The sequence below is a fragment of the Mycobacterium adipatum genome (assembly GCF_001644575.1).
Classification (GTDB): Bacteria; Actinomycetota; Actinomycetes; order Mycobacteriales; family Mycobacteriaceae; genus Mycobacterium; species Mycobacterium adipatum.
The window spans coordinates 1,510,555-1,528,886 of the sequence record NZ_CP015596.1 but is presented as its reverse complement, the minus strand read 5'-3'; the positions used below and the strand labels follow the sequence as shown (position 1 = coordinate 1,528,886).

Sequence of the window (18,332 nt, the reverse complement as noted above, 5' to 3'; positions counted from 1 at the left end):
CTACCCGGAGAGGTTGAAGTTGCCGGACGCGCCGTACACGGCGAGTGAGATGAACAGGGTGATGGTGACGACGACGATCAGCGAGGTGCGCACGGCCTGGCCGACCGCGATGCCCACGCCGACGGGGCCGCCGGAGGCGTTGTAGCCGTAGTAGGTGTGCACCAGCATGACGGCGACCGACATGACGATGGCCTGCAGGAACGACCACAACAGGTCACTCGGTATCAGGAACGTGTTGAAGTAGTGGTCGTACAGCCCCGCACTCTGGCCGTTGATGTACACGGTGGTGAAGCGGGCGGCGAAGAACGCGGCGAGCACCGACAACGAGTACAGCGGGACGATGGCGATCAGTCCGGCGATGATCCGGGTCGACACCAGATACGAAACCGCGTGCACCGCCATGGCTTCCACGGCGTCGATCTCCTCGGCGACCCGCATGGCACCCAGCTGTGCCGTGGTGCCGGCGCCGATGGTGGCAGCCAGTGCGATCCCGGCGATCACCGGGGCGATGATGCGCACGTTGAGAAAGGCCGAGAGGAAGCCGGTCAGTGCCTCGATGCCGATATTGCCCAGCGAGGAGTAACCCTGCACGGCGATCACGCCACCGGAGGCCAGCGTGAGGAATGCCGCGACACCGACCGTTCCACCGATCATGACCAGTGCGCCGGTACCCATGGTCATCTCGGCGACCAGCCGGATGGTCTCCTTGCGGTAGCGGGTGAGCGCGTTGGGGATGTACCGCATCGACTCGCCGTAGAACAGCGCCTGCTCACCGATGTTGTCCACCGCGCGGGGCACGCCGCTGAAGAAGCGCCGGAACCGCAGTGTCGCGTCGTAGCTCATGTCTACCGCTCCAGCACTCGGACGCCGACGGCGGTCAGGATGACATTGACCACGAACAGGCAGATGAAGGCGTAGACGACGGTCTCGTTCACCGCGATACCGACACCCTTGGGCCCGCCCTGCACGGTGAGGCCGCGGTAGCAGCCGACCAGGCCGGCCAACAGTCCGAACAGCAGGGCCTTGAACATGGCGAGTACGAGTTCGCCGAGTCCGGTCAGGATGGTGAGCCCGTTGATGAAAGCGCCCGGGTTCACGCCCTGCAGGAAGACCGAGAACACATAGCCGCCGGCCAGGCCGATGGCACACACCAGCCCGTTGAGCAGTACCGCCACCACGGTCGAGGCCAGTACGCGGGGCACCACGAGGCGTTGGATCGGATCGATACCCAGCACCCGCATGGCGTCGATCTCTTCGCGGATGGTGCGGGCACCGAGATCGGCACAGATCGCGGTGGCACCGGCGCCGGCGACCACCAGCACGGTCACCACGGGCCCCAGCTGGGTGATGGTGCCGAAGGCGGTGCCTGCGCCGGACAGGTCGGCCGCGCCGATCTCACGAAGAAGGATGTTGAGGGTGAAGGCGACCAGGACCGTGAACGGGATGGACACCAGGAGCGTAGGCACCAACGACACCCGCGCGATCATCCAGGTCTGATCGAGAAATTCGCGGAACTGGAATGGCCTTCGGAACATCTTCACGAAGGTGTCGATGGTCATTTCTACGAACCCACCCACGGCCCGCGCCGGCGCCGCAAGCTGTTCGATCAACCTCGACTCCATTCTCGAACGGGGCTGCCGTCGTCCCACACTGGCGAAGTACCCGACAATAGCCGGATTCTGTTCGCTCTGGCGGTGTTTCCACCCCTGATGTGCACGCTGCGCTTAGTGAGCGGGCTCATAGTAACTAGAACACGTTCACAGTGTCAAAGAACCGCAATCTTCGTGGAAATCTAGCGTTTTTGCAGGTCACAGCCAGTATGATCGATATCATTCTAGAACGTGTTCTATCCGCCCCAGAGCGGGTGGATATGGAATTCTCCGAATTCAAGAACCCATGAGTTCAGTGGCAGAGAACCCGATTTCCGGATCCCTCTTAGCAAAGAAATCGCCCAGCGTTGCGCTCAGCGCCGCCGGGTCCCAGGCGTCGCCGCCTGCGTCGAACCGCTGCGCGGCCACCGGTGCGGCCACCAAGGTCACCGTCGGGCCGTACACGATGAACAGCTGGCCGTTCACACGGTCCGAGGCCGCCGACGCCAGGTAGCTCACCAGCGTGACGACGTGTTCCGGTGACAGGGCGTCGACCTGACCGTCGCCGAGTTCGGGCGCCTCGCCGAACACATCGGCGGTCATCGCGGTGCGTGCGCGCGGCGCGATCGCATTGGCACGCACGCCATACCGACTCAAGCCACGGGCGGCCGACAGCGTCAGCGCGGTGATCCCGGCCTTGGCGGCGCCGTAGTTGGCCTGCCCCACCGGCCCAGCGATACCGGCCTCCGACGACGTGTTGATGATCCGGCCGCACACCTGGCCGGTGGCGGACTCCTTGGCCTTGGCCTTCCAGTACGTCGCGGCATTGCGGGTCAACAGGAAGTGACCGCGCAGATGCACGGCGATCACCGCATCCCAGTCCTCGTCGGACATGTTGAACAGCATGCGGTCCCGGGTGATGCCGGCATTGTTGACCACGATGCCCAGGCCGCCCAAACGGTCCGCTGTCTCGACCAGTTCGTCGGCGGTGCTGCGGGCGCTGATATCGCCTGCCACCGCCACGCCCTTGGACCCCGCCGCCTCGATCTCGGCGAGCACATCGGACTTGTCGAGCGCACCGGCCATGTCGTTGACCACGACGGTCGCCCCGGCGCGGGCCAGGCCGATCGCCTCGGCCCGGCCCAGGCCTGCGGCCGCGCCGGTGACGACGGCGACCTTCCCGGACAGGTCGATCGGGTTTTCATTCGTTGCGGTGTCTGAAGCCACTGTACGAATACCTCTAGTCTCTTTAGTCTTTTCGGATCAGGGCTGCCCGTGGGCATTCTGCGATGGACTGCTCGGCCAGGTCCTCCTGGTCGGCGGGTACCGGGTCGACCTTCACCACCGCATAGTCATCGTCATCGAGATCAAACAGGTCGGGGGCGATACCGAGACACACCGCATTACCTTCGCAGCGATCCCGATCGACTTCTACGTGCATGACAACCTCCTCGCACTCCGGGTCAGGGTGGGCTGTCCCTGTGCTGTCCGACAATACCGCCCTGGACCGCAAGACTAGAACGTGTTACAACGAGACAGATGGACGGGTACCACCATGTGCCCGTCGGTGCTACCGGCAACGAACCCCGAACAGTGAGGACGTCCCCATGCGGATCGGTTATACCGCCGAGCAGGAGGAGTTGCGCCGCGAACTGCGGTCCTACTTCCAGAAACTGATGACTCCGGAGCGGGCCGAAGCGCTGGGCGCCAGCGACGGCGAGATGGGCCGCGGCAACGTCTACCGCGAGACCGTCGAGCAGATGGGCAAGGACGGCTGGCTGACGCTGTCCTGGCCCACGGAGTACGGCGGCCAGGCCCGTCCGCCGATGGACGGCCTGATCTTCAACGACGAGGCCTCGATCGCCAATGTGCCGGTGCCGTTCCTGACCATCAACTCGGTCGCGCCGACCATCATGCATTTCGGCACCGAGGAGCAGAAGCAGTTCTTTCTGCCCAAGATCGCGGCCGGCCAGTTGCATTTCTCCATCGGATACTCCGAGCCCGGCGCGGGCACCGACCTCGCGTCGCTGCGCACCACCGCGGTACGCAGCGGTGACGAGTACGTCATCAACGGCCAGAAGATGTGGACCAGCCTGATCGCCTACGCCGATTACGTGTGGCTGGCGGTGCGGACCAACCCGGAAGCCAAGAAGCACCGCGGCATCTCGATGCTGATCGTGCCGACCACCGCCGAGGGTTTCTCCTGGACCCCGGTGCACACCATGTCCGGTGTCGACACCAGCGCCACCTACTACCAGGACGTCCGGGTCCCGACCAGCGCCCTGGTCGGCGAGGAGAACGCCGGCTGGAAACTGGTCACCAACCAGCTCAACCACGAGCGTGTCGCGCTGGTGTCCTCGCAGCCGATCTTCGTCGCCCTCAACGGCGTTCGCGAGTGGGCGCAGAACACCAAGGACGTGCACGGCAAGCGACTGATCGACTCCGAATGGGTCCAGCTCAACCTTGCCCGGGTGCACGCCAAGGCCGAGGTGCTCAAGCTCATCAACTGGGAACTCGCGTCCGCCTCCGCGGACAATGCGCCGTCTCCGGCCGACGCGTCCGCTGCCAAGGTGTTCGGCACCGAACTCGCGACCGAGGCCTACCGCCTGCTGATGGAGGTGCTGGGCACCTCGGCGACGCTGCGGACCGGATCACCCGGTGCGCTGCTGCGTGGGCGGATCGAGCGCATGCACCGCTCCTGCCTGATCCTGACCTTCGGCGGCGGCACCAACGAGATCCAGCGCGACATCATCGGCATGGTCGCACTCGGCCTGCCCCGAGTGAACCGTTAAGGAACAGACATGGACTTCACACCAACCGAAGCCTCCGTCGATCTCGGCGGACTCGTGCGCACCATCACCGAATCGGTGGTCACCCCCGAGCACCAGCGGGTGCTCGACGGACTCGACCAGCGTTTCGACCGCGACCTGTGGGCCAAGCTGATCGAGGCCGACATCCTGTCCACCGCAGCCCCGGAATCCCTGGGCGGCGGCGGATTCGGTGTACTGGAGCAGGCGGCCGTGCTGACCGCGCTGGGACGCCAGCTGGCCGCGGTCCCCTACCTGGAATCGGCAGTGCTCGCCGCAGGCGCGCTGGCGAAGTTCGGATCCGAGGCAGTTCAGCAGGATTGGGCGGCGCCCGCCGTCGCCGGCACCAAGATTCTCACGGTCGCCCTCGATGGCGAGATGGGCCAGGGCCCGGTTCAGGCCCAGCAAGACGGTGCAGGTTACCGGCTCACCGGGTCACGCACCCAGGTGGCCTACGGCCCGGTGGCCGACGCGTTCCTGGTGCCCGCCGAGACCGACACCGCCACCTTGGTCTTCCTGGTGACCACCGATGATCCCGGCGTCACACTGAGCACGCTGGACACCACCGGACACGGCGCGGTCGGCCACCTGGAACTCGGCGGCACGACCGTCGACACCGCACGCGTCATCGGCGATGCCGAGGTGCTCGAGTGGCTCACCGTCCAGGCAGCGCTGGGCCGCACCGCGTTCCAGCTCGGCGTGCTGGAACGCGCGCTGGAACTGACCGCGTTGTACGCCCGTGAACGCGAGCAGTTCGACCGGCCGATCGGCAGCTTCCAGGCTGTCTCGGCGCGCCTGGCCGACGGCTATATCGACGTCAAGGCGCTGCGCTCGACACTCACCCAGGCCGCATGGCGGTTGTCCGAGGATCTGCCGGCCGAACTCGACGTGGCCAGCGCCGCGTTCTGGGCGGCCGACGCCGGCCACCGCGTCGCCCATACCGCGGTGCACGTGCACGGCGGTGTCGGCATCGATATGGATCACCCGATCCACCGGTACTTCTTGGCCGCCAAGCAGACCGAGTTCGCGATCGGCGGGGCGACCGGCCAGTTGCTGCGGATCGGCCGTGAGCTGGCCGACACACCCGTATAGCCGGTGACAGAACACAGCGGACCCACCGTCACCGAACTGCTGGAGCCACTGATCAGCATCACCGATCGTGGTGTGTACGAGGGTGATTCGTTCAGCAGCTGGCAGGACCACATCGCGTCCGGCGCCCAGCTGGCAGCGGCTCTCGGTGCGCAGATGGATCCGTCCCGGCCCCCGCACATCGGCGCGCTGCTCGGCAACACCACGTTCTTCTCCACGCTGTTGGTGGCGGCCGGCCTGCGGGGCCTGGTCCCGGTGGGGCTGAACCCGACCCGGCGCGGCGCGGCACTGGCCTCCGATATCGTCAGAGCCGATTGCCAGCTCGTCCTCACCGACGATCCGAGCGTGGTCCCGCCCGGGGTCGACTTCATCGACGTCGAATCACCCTCGTGGAAAGCTGAACTCGCCGGACATGCCGGCGCACCGGTGACCTTTGCCGACCTTTCCGGCGACGACCTTTTCATGCTGATCTTCACCTCGGGCACCAGCGGTGATCCCAAGGCGGTGCGGGTGACCCATGACAAGGTCGCTTTCCCCGGAAGGATGCTCGCTGAGCGGTTCGGGCTGGGCTCCGAGGACACCTGTTATCTGTCCATGCCGCTGTTCCACTCCAACGCGATCATGGCCGGCTGGTCGGTGGCGGTCGCCGCCGGCGCCTCGATTGCGCTGCGTCGCAAATTCTCCGCATCCCAGTTCATCCCCGACGTACGCCGCTACGGTGCCACCTACGCCAATTACGTCGGCAAACCGCTCTCCTACATCCTGGCCACCCCCGAGCGTCCCGATGATGCCGACAATCCGCTGAAGTTCCTGTACGGCAACGAGGGTGCGCCGCGTGATCTACCCCGTTTCGCCGAGCGTTTCGGCGTGCGGGTGGTCGACGGCTTCGGCTCCACCGAAGGCGGTGTGGCGATTGCGCGTACCCCGGACACGCCCGAAGGTTCGCTGGGACCGCTGACCGACGAGGTGGCGATCGTCGATGTCGAGACCGGACAGCCATGCGCACCCGGTGTGGTCGGTGAACTGGTCAACCCGACCGGCGCGGGATGGTTCCGCGGCTACTACAACTGCCCCGATGCCGAGTCCGACCGGATGGCCGGCGGTGTCTATCACACCGGGGACCTGGCCTACCGCGACGAATCCGGCTACATCTACTTCGCCGGGCGGCTCGGCGATTGGATGCGGGTGGACGGCGAGAACCTGGGGACTGCTCCGATCGAGCGGATCCTGTTGCGCCACCGTGCAATCGTCGAGGCTGCCGTATACCCGATCCCGGACCCGGCCGTCGGTGACCGGGTGATGGCCGCGGTGGTACTCGGCGACGGCGCGACCTTCGATGTCGAGGCTTTCCGGGTGTTCCTGGCGGACCAGCCGGATCTGGGACCCAAGCAGTGGCCGTCATTCGTCCGGGTGGCTACCGAGCTGCCCCGCACCGAGACCTTCAAGGTGCTCAAGCGGGTGCTGTCCGCCGAGGCAACCGAATGCGCGGACCCGGTGCACCGGATCGCACGGACGTGAACCGGATCGCGACGATGTCGCGATCACCCGCGCATCGTCGTCATGCTGGGCCGGGCAAAATATCGTAAGAGAATTTGCTGTCGCGGTCGATGCATATCTTGGCGCAATTTTTGAGTACTTCTACTTACCATGTGACGGCAATTTCTGGGCTACGCTTCCGAGCAGAATGAGCATGGCAAGTGTTTGCCATGAATGAGACTTTCACAACAAGGGGTTCATGATGAAGACATCTGCAATTGCCGGTGTTGCGGCGATAGCCACCACGCTGGGCTTGATCCTGTCGGGCTGCGGCTCGGATACCAAGACCACCGAGGGATCCGCCGAGACCAGCGCCGCGGCGGAATCCTCCGAGGCGTCGACGAGCGAATCCGCGCCGAAGACAACGAAACCCAAGGTCGCCCCGCGCGACGAGGTGACCGGGGCAAGCGGCCCGAATGAGACGATCGCCAGCTACATCCAGGCGAACGGCATCCAGGAGACACCGGTCAAGCGTGGCGACCCGGGCTCGCCGACCATCGACCTGCCGTTCCCCGAAGGCTGGGAGGACGCCGGTGCCGACACCCCCGAATGGGCTTATGGCGCAATCGTCTACACCGGCCCCGAGGCGGCCGAGTACACCCCCAGCATCGTCGCGCTGGTGTCGAAGCTGACCGGCAACGTCGACCCGCAGAAGATCATCGACCTGGCCGGCGGCGAGCTGCAGAACCTGCCGGAATACGAGGGCTGGAACGCAGGCGCAGTCAGCACCCTCGGCGAGTACCCGGCTTTCCAGCTCGGTGGCACGTGGGTGTCCGACGGCCTGACCAAGATCGTGGCGCAGAAGACCGTCGTGATCCCCGGCGCCGACGGCCTCTACGTACTGCAGCTCAACGCGGACGGCACCGAGGACCAGGGCGACATCGTCAGCGCGGCAACCGATGTCATCGATTCGGAGACCACCATCACGCCGTAGCCCCTTCCCGATCGTTGGACGATGCCGGCACCGCAGCTCGACCGCGGCGCCGGCATCGCCCATTCGTAAATCACCCCGGAGTGCGGATGACGCACCGCGTACCGCTGTACACCGTCGGCATGCATTTCATGCAGTGCACACACAGGCCCGCGGTCGCGGTCTCGTCACGGAACCTGTTGACCAGTCCGGGATCGCGCAGCAACGCACGGGCCATGGCCACGAACTCGAAACCCTCCGCCAGTGCGCCGTGCACGGTGTCCAACTCATTGACCCCGCCCAGCAGGATCAGCGGCATATCGAGAGTCTCGCGGAACTGCCGGGCCAGCGGCAGGAAGAAGGCTTCCTCGAACGGGTACTCACGGAACAGCCGCCTGCCGATGACGCGCAGCCCCAGCCCGACCGGCACCGGCTGCGAGGCGATGAATTCCGACATCGGGACCGGGCCGCGGAAGTAGTACATCGGGTTGAGAAGTGAACTGCCCCCGGTGAGTTGTAGCGCGTCGAGGTGTCCGTCGGCCTGCAGGAGGTGAGCCGTGGCCATGCTCTCGGTCAGCCAGAAGCCTTGGCGCACACCATCATCCATGTTGAATTTCGCTGTGACGGCGACGGTTTCGCCCACCGCGCGCCGGACCCGCTCGGCCACCCGACGGGCCAGTTCGGCGCGTCGGATGGTGTTCCCACCGAAGTCGTCGGTGCGGCGGTTGAGGTTCGGGCTGAAGAACGAGCTGATCAGATAGCCGTGGCCCATGTGGATCTCGATGGCATCGAACCCGGACTCGACCGCATGGCGGGCCGCGACGCCGAACTCTTCCACCACGGCATCGAGTTGGGCGGCGGTGGCCGCCTTGACGCGACCCATCGCCGGAGCGCTGAACCTGCTGCTCGGAGCGAGCGACGGGGTGCGGTTGGACAGCGTGTTGGCGACCAGGCCGGCATGCCCTATCTGGGCACAGGCCAGGGCGCCTTCGGCGTGCACCACATCGGTCAGTCGCCGCAGCCCGGCCACGGAATCGGCGCCGAGCACAATGGTGTCGCGGTGCACCCGGCCGCCGGGTGAGATGGCCAGATACGCGACGGTGGTCATCGCGGCGCCACCGCGTGCGACTCCGGCGTGGAAGTCGATCAGCGCGTCGCCGACTCGACCGCCGGTCATCACTCCCTCGAAGGTCGCGGCCTTGATGAACCTGTTCTTCAGCGTCAGCGGACCCAACGTCCCCGTCGTGAATGCTTTCGATACCATTGGCATCGAAATATAGCAGGAGGTCTGCATGCGCGTCGCCATCACCGGGGGTACCGGCTATCTGGGTGCCCACACCGCCCGCCGACTACTGGCGGCCGGGCATGAGATTCGGCTGCTCGTCGCCCCGGGCTGCGCCGGCGACGCGGTGATCCCCCGACTTGCCGCACTCGGCGAGGTGGACGTCCTCGACGGCGACATCCGGGCATCCGAGACCGTCGACCGCCTGCTGGACTGCTGCGATGCCCTCATCCACGCCGCCGGGGTGGTCGGCACCGACCGCCGGCGCGAAGCCCTGATGTGGGAGGTCAACGCCCACGCCACCGAGGCGGTGCTGACGCGCGCCGCCGAGGCCGGTCTGGATCCGATCGTCTCGGTGAGCAGTTACAGCGCACTCTTCCCACCACCGGATGGCGTGATCACGGCCGACACTCCCCCGGCACCCGGGCGCAGCCCGTACGCCCAGACCAAGGCGTACGCGGACCGGGCCGCGCGACGCCTGCAGCAGCGGGGCGCGCCGGTGGTCGTCACCTACCCGTCCAGCGTTGTCGGCCCGCCATTCTGGACCGCCGCCGGAGTGACCGAACGCGGTTGGGCCCCGATGGTGCGCGCTGGTGCCGCACCCCGGATGGCGGGTGGAATGCAGATGATCGACGTCCGCGATGTCGCCGACGTACACGCGGCGCTGATGCGCGCCGGGTGCGGACCGAGGCGTTATGTGTGCGGCGGGGTGATGCTCACGTTCGACGCCATGATCGACGCACTCGAACGCGGATCCGGCCGGCCGATCCGGCGAATACCCCTGTCACCGAGACTCTTTCGAGGCATCGGCTGGATGGCCGACAAGTGCGCCCGGGTGGTGCCGCTCGGGGACGGCCTGAGCCACGAGGCGGCGATGCTCCTGACCGCGGCCACCCCGACCGACGATGCGTGCACGCTCACCGATCTCGGCCTGACCGGCTGGCGTTCACCGCAGCAGGCGATCATCGCGTCATTCGGGCGGTGAGGCACCCAGTGCGGTGCACAGCATCTGCACCAGTCGGTCCTGCAGCACCGGCGCGTCGTCATCGACGGCGACGGTGGTGACGAACAACGCCGCCCCCGCCGCCATGGCCAGTGCCGCCCGGGCATCCACCTCGGTGCCGTAGCCCTGCACCGCGAACAACTCGATCGCCGGCCCACTGAAACCGGCCCACAACTGCTCACGCATCTCGCCGTTCTCCCGCAGCGCCAGCAGCAGGCCGGGAACGGCCTCCTTGACGTCGGGACGACCGAACAGCAGGTGACTGCCGCGCACGACCCAGTCGATCCACCCCGTGAGGTCGGTGCCGGTGAACGGAGACATGTCGGGGGCCTCGCCGAGGATGGCGTGCAGGACCAGCTCAGCCTTGGAGGACCAGCGCCGGTTCAGGCTCGATCGCCCGACCCCGGCGCGGCCGGCCACCAGTCGGACACTCAGTTCGTCCCATCCGACCTCGACCAGCAGGTCCCGGGTGACGGCCAGCACGCGGTCGTCGATCGAGGCGTCCCGTGGCCGTCCGGTCATGCCCCAGATTCAACCGCATGAGCCTTGGCCGGAACCGCCGGTACCAGGTATGTTGGGCGGCACCAGCAAGTTACTCACCAGTAGGGAGAGTTGCCATGCCCGCTCCGTCCGCCGCCGATTTCGCCCGCCTCCGGGCGTTGTGCGCCATCGAGGACATCGACGCCCGCCAGACCCGGCAGGTCTACGAGGTGTTCACCGGCAAGGAACTCACCACCATTCCGGTCGGCACCGCCGAGGACGTCGCCGCCGCGTTCGCGAAGGCGCGCACGGCGCAGGCCGCCTGGGCCGCCCGCCCGGCCCGCGAGCGCGCCGCCATCATGGAGCGGTTCCGCAGCCTGGTGATCGAGCACCGTGACTTCCTGATGGACGTGGCGCAGGCCGAGACCGGCAAGGCGCGTGCGGCCGCTCAGGAAGAGATTCTCGACATGATGCTCAACGCGCGTTACTACGCGCGCGAGGCGAACAGACTGCTGTCACCCAAGCGCGTTCAGGGTCTGCTGCCCGGACTGGTCAAGACCGTGGTCAACCACTGGCCCAAGGGCGTCATCGGCGTCATCGCGCCGTGGAACTACCCGATGGCGCTGTCGATCTCCGATTCCATCCCGGCACTACTGGCCGGCAATGCGGTGGTGGTCAAACCCGACAGCCAGACTCCGTACTGCACCCTGGCCAACGCCGAGTTGCTCTATGCCGCAGGCATTCCGCGCGAGGTGTTCGCCGTGGTACCCGGCCCGGGATCGGTGGTCGGCACCGCCATCGTGGAGCACTGCGACTATCTGATGTTCACCGGATCCACCGCGACCGGCCGCACCCTGGCCGAGCAGTGCGGCCGCCGGCTCATCGGGTTCTCCGCCGAACTGGGCGGCAAGAACCCGATGATCGTCACCAAGGGCGCCAACATCGACGTGGCCGCCAAGGCTGCCACCCGGGCCTGCTTCTCCAATGCCGGTCAGCTGTGCATCTCCATCGAACGCATCTACGTCGAACGCGAGGTCGCCGACGAGTTCACCGCCAAGTTCGGGCAGCGGGTGCGTGACATGCGGCTCTCCACCGCATACGACTTCACCGCCGATATGGGCAGCCTGATGTCCGAGGACCAGGTCAAGACCATGTCCAATCACGTGGACGACGCAAAGGTCAAGGGCGCCAAGGTGGTTGCCGGTGGCAATGCTCGACCCGACCTGGGACCGTTGTTCTACGAGCCGACCGTGCTCACCGATGTCACCGACGAGATGGAGTGCGGGCGCAACGAGACCTTCGGTCCGCTGGTCTCGATCTACCCGGTGGCCGACGTCGAGGAGGCCATCGCGCGAGCCAACGACACCGAATACGGTTTGAATGCCAGTGTGTGGGCGGGCAGCAAGGCCGAGGGTGAGGCCATCGCCGCGCGACTGCAGGCCGGCACCGTCAACGTCGACGAGGGTTACGCTCTGGCCTTCGGCAGTACCGCCGCACCGATGGGTGGGATGAAGGCCTCCGGTGTCGGGCGCAGGCACGGCGCGGACGGCATCCTGAAGTACACCGAATCGCAGACCGTGTCCACCGCGCGGGTGATCAACCTCGATGCCCCGCTGGGGATCTCGCAGACGTTGTGGCAGAAGGCACTGACCCCGATGATCCAGCTGGTGCAGAAGCTGCCCGGGCGCTAGCTGCCGGCAATCCCGTCGAGCCGCTTGGTGGCCTCTTCGAATCCGCTGACCAGTTCCCCGATGATGTCGGCGACGGGGCGGATCTCGTTCATCCGGCCCACGATCTGACCGACGGGCATCGCGACGGCGGTCGGATCCGAAGACTCGTTCATCCGCTGATGGGCCTCGCTGACCAGGATGTTCTGCAGCGGCATCGGCAGTGGGTCGGGTGCGTTTTCGGCATCCCAGGCGTCGGTCCAGCGGCTCTTGAGCAGCCGGGCCGGCTTGCCGGTGTAGATCTTGCGGCGCACGGTGTCACTGGAGGTGGCATCGAGCATCGCCTGCTGAATGGTCGACACCCCCGAGGCCTGCCGCACGCCGAGGTCGTACTCGGCGGAGGTCAGGAAGGCCGAACCCATCCACACACCCTGCGCGCCGAGGGCCAGCGCCGCGGCGACCTGTCGTCCGGTACCGATACCACCGGCCGCGAGCACCGGGGCCCTACCGTCGAGCGCATCGACGATCTCGGGCCACAGCACCATCGATCCGATCTCACCGGTGTGGCCGCCGGCCTCGTGACCCTGGGCGACGACGATGTCGACACCGTTCTCGGCATGGCGCAGTGCGTGTTTGGCGCTGCCGGCCAGCGCGGCCACCGGTACCCCGGCGGCATGCGCCTGATCGATGACATCCTTGGGCGGCGAGCCGAGCGCATTGGCGATCAGCTTGATCGGATGCTTGAGGGCCACATCGACGTGGCTGCGGGCCACCGAGTGCAGCCAGCCGAGCACGCCCTCGGACTTTTCCCCGTCCTCGGGCAGCGGGGGCACCCCCAGATCGGCGAGCGTCTTGGCCACGAAATCGCGGTGGGTCTCCGGGATCAGCTTGTTGATGTCGAGGCTGGTGCCTTCGGTGGGCACCTTGGCGGGCATCACGATGTCGACGCCGTAGGGCTTGCCGTCGGTGTTGGCGTCCATCCACTGCAGGACGTTCTCCAGGTCGTCGGCATCGTTGAACCGCACGCAGCCCAGCACGCCGAGCCCGCCGGCCTTGCTGACCGCGGCGGCCACCTTCTCCGACGGGGTGAAGACAAAGATCGGGTACTCGATCCCGAACCGCTCACACAGCTCTGTCCGCATTACTTGGCTCCCACATGGTTGGCGTGCACATCATCGGCCGGGCGTTCCTCAGTGGTGTCCTTGGCCCACCGGTAGTCCGGTTTGCCCGCGGGTGAGCGCTTCACCTCGTCGACCAGCCAAAGGCTCCGTGGCACTTTGTATCCCGCGATCTCGGTGCGCACATGGGCGTCCAGCTCAGCCAGCGAGGGCCGTGAGCCCGCACGCGCCTGCACCACGGCAGCGACGTGCTGGCCGAATCGTTCGTCGGGCACGCCGACGACCAGTGCGTCGAACACGTCGGGATGGCCTTTGAGCGCGGCCTCGACCTCTTCGGGATAGATCTTCTCGCCGCCGCTGTTGATCGACACCGAGCCGCGGCCCAGCATCGTCACGCTGCCGTCGGCTTCGACTTCGGCGTAGTCACCCGGAATCGCGTACCGCACACCGTTGTACGTGCGGAACGTCTCGGCGGTCTTCTTCTCGTCCTTGAAGTAGCCGACCGGGATGTGGCCGCACTTGGCGATGATGCCGCGCACACCCGAACCGGGCACGACCTCGTTACCGTCCTCGTCGAGCACCTTGGTGTTCTTGTCGATGGTGACCCGCGGGCCGCCGGTGTGCGACTGGCCCTTGGCCACGATGCTGGTGCCGCCGAAACCGGTTTCCGACGAACCGATGGAGTCGGTGATGACGCGGTTGGGCAGCAGCTCGAGGAACTTCTCCTTGAGACTGGTGGAGAACAGCGCCGCGGTGCTGGCGAGCAGGAACAGCGACGACAGATCATAAGGTTCGGATCCAGCCGAGCCCTCCTCCTGATGCGCGATCAGGGCATCGAGAAGCGGGCGCGCCATCGCGTCGCCGGTGAAGAACAGCAGGTTGACCTTGTGGTCGTGAATGAGACGCCACACCTGATCGGCGTCGAACTCCGGTGTCAGCACCACGGTCTGACCGGAGAACAGTGCCATCCAGGTGGCCGACTGGGTGGCACCGTGGATCATCGGCGGGATGGGCAGCCGAACCATCGGCGCGTTGGCTGCGGCCTGCTTGGACAGGTCGTACTCGTCGGCGATGGGCTCGCCGGTGGCGAAGTCGGTGCCGCCGAACAGCACTCGGTAGATGTCCTCATGACGCCACATCACGCCCTTGGGGAACCCGGTGGTGCCGCCGGTGTAGAGCAGGTAGATGTCGTCCTCGCTGCGGGGCGCGAAATCGCGTTCCGGTGATCCTTGGGACAGCGCGCTCTCGAACTCGACTCCGCCGTACCGCTGGAAGTCGTCGTCGGATCCGTCTTCGACCACGAGTACGGTCTTGACCTTCGGCGTCTCGGGCAACACGTTGTCGACCCGATCGGCGTAGCGGCGCTCGTGGATCAGCGCGACCATGTCGGAGTTCTCGAAGAGGTACTTCAGCTCGCCTTCGACATAGCGGAAGTTGACGTTGACCAGGATGGCGCCGGCCTTGACGATGCCGAGCATCCCGATCACGATCTCGATCCGGTTGCGGCAATACAGGCCGACCTTGTCGTCCTTCTTGACACCCTGATCCTGGAGGTAGTGGGCCAGGCGATTGGCCTTCTCCTCCAACTGTCCGTAGGTCAGTTGTTCGTCACCACAGATGAGGGCGACGCGGTCCGGGACGGCGTCGATTGAGTGCTCGGCGAGATCGGCGATGTTCAGGGCCATGTCCCTAAACTAGAACGTGTTACATTTCGAGACAAGTCCGGGTCACGAACGCAAGGAGGCGGACGCCCATGAGCGAAGCAAACGGAACCCCCGACGCCCTCATCGAGCAGCGTGGACACACGCTGATCGTGACCTTGAACCGGCCGGAGGCGCGCAACGCGCTGTCCACCGAGATGCTCTCGATCATGGTCGAGGCCTGGGACCGTGTCGACAGCGACCCGGAGATCCGGACCTGCATCCTGACCGGCGCCGGCGGCTACTTCTGCGCGGGGATGGACCTCAAGGGCGCCACCAAGAAGCCGCCGGGCGATTCCTTCAAGGACGGTAGCTACGACCCCTCACGGATCGACGGTCTGCTGAAGGGCCGTCGTCTCACCAAGCCGCTCATCGCCGCGGTCGAAGGACCCGCCATTGCGGGCGGCACCGAGATCCTGCAGGGCACCGATATCCGGGTCGCCGGTGAGAGCGCCAAGTTCGGCATCTCCGAGGCCAAGTGGAGCCTGTACCCGATGGGCGGCTCCGCGGTGCGCCTGGTGCGCCAGATTCCGTACACCATCGCCTGCGACATGCTGCTCACCGGTCGGCACATCACCGCGGCCCAGGCCCTCGAGTACGGCCTGATCGGGCATGTGGTGCCGGATGGGACGGCACTGGACAAGGCGCTGGAGATCGCCGAGGTGATCAACAACAACGGCCCGCTGGCCGTGCAGGCGATTCTCAAGACCATCCGCGACACCGAGGGCATGCACGAGCTCGACGCCTTCAAGCCCGATACCGCCAACGGCATCCCGGTGTTCCTCAGCGAGGACGCCAAGGAAGGTCCGCGGGCGTTCGCCGAGAAGCGGCCGCCCAACTTCCAGATGAAGTAGCGGCGGCGCACCTAACCCAGGTGCAGCGGCGCAGGAGCCGATCCACCTACGTCGATTCAGTCTGGATGGGCAAAGCTGCACCAGGCTGAACTCCGGTAGACCTCGGAGCCGATCTGCCTACCTGGCCTCAGCCTGGACGCACAACACCGTACGAGGCTGAACCCAGGTAGATCCGCCGCAGATTGGATTGCCCGGACTCACGTGTCACCGCAGGAACGCGGATCCCTGCTCGCGATCGAGGTACGTGTCGGACTTGTTCTTGAGGAAGAACAGGTACACCACCAGTGATATCGCGATGCACACCGTGACGTATCCGATGAACAGCGGCACCTGATCGCGCGCCTTGAGCGCCTGGTAGATCAGCGGCGCGGTGCCACCGAACATCGAATTGGCCAGCGCGTAACCGACTCCCACGCCGAGTGCGCGCACGCGCACCGGGAACAGCTCCGATTTCACCAGGGCGTTGATCGAGGTGTAGCCGGTCAGGATGATGTAGCCGACGCCGACCAGCAGCAGCGACACGACCGGTGACTGGGTCTGCGGCAGATAGGTGATCAGCACGTAGGTGTAGAGGACACCGCCGATGCCGAAGAACACCAGCAGCGGTTTGCGGCCCACCCGGTCGCTGAGGATGCCGCCGATGGGCTGCAGGAGCATCAGGAAGATCAGCCCGATCAGGTTGATCCACGTCGCGGTCATCGCCTGGTCCTTGTAGGTGGCCTTGACCATCGCCGGGGCGTTGACGCTGTAGGTGTAGAACGCCACGGTGCCACCGAGGGTGATCAGGAAGCACAGCAGCAGCGGCTTCCAGTAGCGGGTGAACAGCGCCCGGATCGAGCCGGCGTCGGTGTCCTCGCCGGACCGGATGGCCGCCAGCTGTTCCTCCGACAGTGACTCGTCCATCGAGCGGCGCAACCAGAACACCACGACGGCGGCCACACCACCGATGGCAAAGCCGATGCGCCAACCGAATTCGCGCAGCTGCTCGTCGGTGAGCAGGGCGTCCAGGACGAGCAGGGTGAACTGTGCCAGCACGTGCCCGCCCACCAGCGTCACGTACTGGAACGACGAGAAGAAGCCGCGGCGCTCGCGGGTCGCCGCCTCGGACATGTAGGTGGCCGAGGTGCCGTACTCGCCGCCGGTCGCGAAGCCCTGTACCAGCCGCGCGAGGATCAGGACGATCGGTGCGGCAATGCCGATGGTCGCCTGCGACGGCACCAGCGCGATGACCATCGAGCAGGCCGCCATCAGGGAGACACTGAACGTCAGCGCCGCGCGCCGGCCCCGCCGGTCGGCGAATCGGCCGAAGAACCATGAGCCGACCGGTCGCATCAGGAACGTGACGGCGAAGATCGCGTACACATAGATCGTCGAGTTCTTCTCCGATTCATCGAAGAACTGCCCCTCGAAGTACGACGCGAACACCGTGTAGATGTAGACGTCGTACCACTCGACGAGGTTGCCCGACGACCCCCTGATGGTGTTCCAGATGGCCCGGCGGGTCTGCGCCGGCGTCGACGTCGGTGTCGCTGTGGTCATCGCCTCATCATGGGCGATGGGATGCCCCCGGCGGGAACCCTTCGCGCCACGTCGCCCGGTTTTCTTGCAAAGTCCTCACACAAGAGGCCCTAGACGGCGACCACCCGGGCCTCCCACAGCAGGTCGATCTGAGCCTGACCGTCGGCGAGACTCTGCGCCGCCAGCCCCTTGAGCTCGGACATCGCCGGATTCGTGTCGGCCAGCGTGAATTCCACGACGATGAAGCGGGACTCCAATCCGGTCATGGACAAGGCGTGCGCCAGCCAGCCCTGTGCGTGGTCCCAACCTGCGCGCGGCGTGCCGGGGCCGTAGCCGCCGCCGCGGGTCTCGATCGCCACCAGCTCGGTGCTCGCGAGGAGGCCTTGCCCGGTGGCGAAGTCGACGGACAGTCCGTCCACGAGGACATGATCGACCCAGGCCTTGACCGTGCTCGGCGGCCCGTAGTTGTAGAGCGGCAATCCCAGCAGGACCGTGTCGGCTGTCTTGATCTCGTCGACGAGTTCGGCACTGAGCGGCGCCGACTGGCCGGGGTCCAGGTGCGGCAACGGATCCGCCGCCAGATCACGGTAGGTCACCGTTCCGCCGGGGTGGGCGGCCCGCCAGCGATCGGCGGCGCGGGCGGTGAGACGACGACTGACCGAACGGTCCTCCTGGACCGACGAGTCGATATGAAGCAGGTGCGGCATAACTGACTCCTTGCAGATCGTTTGTGTAATACAAACTATCTATACCACGGGATCGATCCGTGTATTCCCGTA

General features: G+C 66.2%; 17 protein-coding genes. 7 read left to right on the top strand and 10 right to left on the bottom strand.

Translation table 11 applies throughout. The features are described from left to right. From A7U43_RS07185 to A7U43_RS07170, 4 genes are all read right to left on the bottom strand, one after another. Complete coding sequence (locus A7U43_RS07185) at positions 1 to 843, bottom strand: MlaE family ABC transporter permease (protein ID WP_067992825.1); 843 nt, start codon at positions 841 to 843, stop codon at positions 1 to 3. Between the two features lie 2 nt (positions 844 to 845). Next, positions 846 to 1,610 (bottom strand): MlaE family ABC transporter permease, encoded by a 765-nt coding sequence (locus A7U43_RS07180; RefSeq protein ID WP_068002107.1) that lies wholly within the window; start codon positions 1,608 to 1,610, stop codon positions 846 to 848. 276 nt (positions 1,611 to 1,886) lie between these two features. After that, positions 1,887 to 2,816, bottom strand: coding sequence for a 3-oxoacyl-ACP reductase (locus A7U43_RS07175; protein WP_197499975.1), 930 nt, complete (start codon positions 2,814 to 2,816; stop codon positions 1,887 to 1,889). Positions 2,817 to 2,838: 22 nt separating this feature from the next. Continuing rightward, entirely contained in the window at positions 2,839 to 3,030 is a 192-nt protein-coding gene (locus tag A7U43_RS07170) for a ferredoxin (protein WP_067992819.1), read from the bottom strand. Positions 3,031 to 3,196: 166 nt separating this feature from the next. Between A7U43_RS07170 and A7U43_RS07165 the strand changes: the two genes are divergently transcribed. From A7U43_RS07165 to lpqN, 4 genes are all read left to right on the top strand, one after another. Beyond that, positions 3,197 to 4,381: an acyl-CoA dehydrogenase family protein gene (locus A7U43_RS07165; RefSeq protein WP_067992816.1), complete on the top strand. Its 1,185-nt coding sequence runs from the start codon at positions 3,197 to 3,199 to the stop codon at positions 4,379 to 4,381. A gap of 9 nt (positions 4,382 to 4,390) precedes the next feature. Further along, on the top strand, positions 4,391 to 5,488 hold the full coding sequence (locus tag A7U43_RS07160; protein WP_067992813.1) for an acyl-CoA dehydrogenase family protein: 1,098 nt from the start codon (positions 4,391 to 4,393) through the stop codon (positions 5,486 to 5,488). A 3-nt stretch (positions 5,489 to 5,491) separates the two neighbouring features. Beyond that, positions 5,492 to 7,003: a long-chain-fatty-acid--CoA ligase FadD17 gene (fadD17, locus tag A7U43_RS07155; protein ID WP_067992810.1), complete on the top strand. Its 1,512-nt coding sequence runs from the start codon at positions 5,492 to 5,494 to the stop codon at positions 7,001 to 7,003. A gap of 220 nt (positions 7,004 to 7,223) precedes the next feature. Continuing rightward, entirely contained in the window at positions 7,224 to 7,955 is a 732-nt protein-coding gene (lpqN, locus tag A7U43_RS07150) for an envelope biogenesis lipoprotein LpqN (protein WP_068002094.1), read from the top strand. A gap of 70 nt (positions 7,956 to 8,025) precedes the next feature. Here the strand turns inward: lpqN and A7U43_RS07145 are convergent, their stop codons facing one another. Further along, positions 8,026 to 9,195: an NADH:flavin oxidoreductase gene (locus A7U43_RS07145; protein WP_067992807.1), complete on the bottom strand. Its 1,170-nt coding sequence runs from the start codon at positions 9,193 to 9,195 to the stop codon at positions 8,026 to 8,028. Positions 9,196 to 9,223: 28 nt separating this feature from the next. Between A7U43_RS07145 and A7U43_RS07140 the strand changes: the two genes are divergently transcribed. Next, positions 9,224 to 10,198, top strand: a complete 975-nt coding sequence (locus A7U43_RS07140) for an NAD-dependent epimerase/dehydratase family protein (RefSeq protein WP_067992804.1) — start codon at positions 9,224 to 9,226, stop codon at positions 10,196 to 10,198. Here A7U43_RS07140 and A7U43_RS07135 read toward each other — a convergent pair. Further along, positions 10,184 to 10,738, bottom strand: a complete 555-nt coding sequence (locus tag A7U43_RS07135; RefSeq protein ID WP_067992801.1) for a helix-turn-helix domain-containing protein — start codon at positions 10,736 to 10,738, stop codon at positions 10,184 to 10,186. The genes A7U43_RS07140 and A7U43_RS07135 overlap by 15 nt on opposite strands. Before the next feature lie 95 nt (positions 10,739 to 10,833). Here A7U43_RS07135 and A7U43_RS07130 point away from each other — a divergent pair, with 95 nt between their 5' ends. Beyond that, positions 10,834 to 12,387 carry a succinic semialdehyde dehydrogenase gene (locus tag A7U43_RS07130; protein ID WP_067992796.1) on the top strand — a complete coding sequence of 518 codons (1,554 nt, stop codon included), beginning with the start codon at positions 10,834 to 10,836 and terminating at the stop codon, positions 12,385 to 12,387. On the opposite strand, the gene A7U43_RS07125 is transcribed toward A7U43_RS07130, so the two are convergent. Both A7U43_RS07125 and A7U43_RS07120 read right to left on the bottom strand, forming a co-directional pair. Further along, complete coding sequence (locus A7U43_RS07125; protein ID WP_067992793.1) at positions 12,384 to 13,505, bottom strand: NAD(P)H-dependent flavin oxidoreductase; 1,122 nt, start codon at positions 13,503 to 13,505, stop codon at positions 12,384 to 12,386. The two genes, A7U43_RS07130 and A7U43_RS07125, sit on opposite strands and share 4 nt — an antisense overlap. Further along, positions 13,505 to 15,166, bottom strand: coding sequence for an acyl-CoA synthetase (locus tag A7U43_RS07120; RefSeq protein ID WP_067992791.1), 1,662 nt, complete (start codon positions 15,164 to 15,166; stop codon positions 13,505 to 13,507). Before A7U43_RS07120 ends, A7U43_RS07125 begins: the two co-directional genes overlap by 1 nt. 68 nt (positions 15,167 to 15,234) lie before the next feature. Between A7U43_RS07120 and A7U43_RS07115 the strand changes: the two genes are divergently transcribed. Then, a complete protein-coding gene (locus A7U43_RS07115) occupies positions 15,235 to 16,035 on the top strand; it encodes a crotonase/enoyl-CoA hydratase family protein (RefSeq protein WP_067992788.1) in 801 nt (266 codons plus the stop codon). Between the two features lie 204 nt (positions 16,036 to 16,239). Here A7U43_RS07115 and A7U43_RS07110 read toward each other — a convergent pair whose 3' ends face one another. Both A7U43_RS07110 and A7U43_RS07105 read right to left on the bottom strand, forming a co-directional pair. Continuing rightward, positions 16,240 to 17,574: an MFS transporter gene (locus A7U43_RS07110; protein WP_067992787.1), complete on the bottom strand. Its 1,335-nt coding sequence runs from the start codon at positions 17,572 to 17,574 to the stop codon at positions 16,240 to 16,242. Positions 17,575 to 17,663: 89 nt separating this feature from the next. Further along, positions 17,664 to 18,260, bottom strand: coding sequence for an FMN-dependent NADH-azoreductase (locus tag A7U43_RS07105; protein ID WP_067992784.1), 597 nt, complete (start codon positions 18,258 to 18,260; stop codon positions 17,664 to 17,666). Positions 18,261 to 18,332: the final 72 nt, after the last annotated feature.

Bases quoted from the DNA above. Each gene is read 5' to 3' on its own strand.
- A7U43_RS07185 (WP_067992825.1), bottom strand. From the start codon at position 843: ATGAGCTACGACGCGACACTGCGGTTCCGGCGCTTCTTCAGCGGCGTG.
- A7U43_RS07170 (WP_067992819.1), bottom strand. From the start codon at position 3,030: ATGCACGTAGAAGTCGATCGGGATCGCTGCGAAGGTAATGCGGTGTGT.
- A7U43_RS07165 (WP_067992816.1), top strand. From the start codon at position 3,197: ATGCGGATCGGTTATACCGCCGAGCAGGAGGAGTTGCGCCGCGAACTG.
- A7U43_RS07160 (WP_067992813.1), top strand. From the start codon at position 4,391: ATGGACTTCACACCAACCGAAGCCTCCGTCGATCTCGGCGGACTCGTG.
- lpqN (WP_068002094.1), top strand. From the start codon at position 7,224: ATGAAGACATCTGCAATTGCCGGTGTTGCGGCGATAGCCACCACGCTG.
- A7U43_RS07145 (WP_067992807.1), bottom strand. From the start codon at position 9,195: ATGGTATCGAAAGCATTCACGACGGGGACGTTGGGTCCGCTGACGCTG.
- A7U43_RS07140 (WP_067992804.1), top strand. From the start codon at position 9,224: ATGCGCGTCGCCATCACCGGGGGTACCGGCTATCTGGGTGCCCACACC.
- A7U43_RS07135 (WP_067992801.1), bottom strand. From the start codon at position 10,738: ATGACCGGACGGCCACGGGACGCCTCGATCGACGACCGCGTGCTGGCC.
- A7U43_RS07130 (WP_067992796.1), top strand. From the start codon at position 10,834: ATGCCCGCTCCGTCCGCCGCCGATTTCGCCCGCCTCCGGGCGTTGTGC.
- A7U43_RS07125 (WP_067992793.1), bottom strand. From the start codon at position 13,505: ATGCGGACAGAGCTGTGTGAGCGGTTCGGGATCGAGTACCCGATCTTT.
- A7U43_RS07120 (WP_067992791.1), bottom strand. From the start codon at position 15,166: ATGGCCCTGAACATCGCCGATCTCGCCGAGCACTCAATCGACGCCGTC.
- A7U43_RS07115 (WP_067992788.1), top strand. From the start codon at position 15,235: ATGAGCGAAGCAAACGGAACCCCCGACGCCCTCATCGAGCAGCGTGGA.
- A7U43_RS07110 (WP_067992787.1), bottom strand. From the start codon at position 17,574: ATGACCACAGCGACACCGACGTCGACGCCGGCGCAGACCCGCCGGGCC.
- A7U43_RS07105 (WP_067992784.1), bottom strand. From the start codon at position 18,260: ATGCCGCACCTGCTTCATATCGACTCGTCGGTCCAGGAGGACCGTTCG.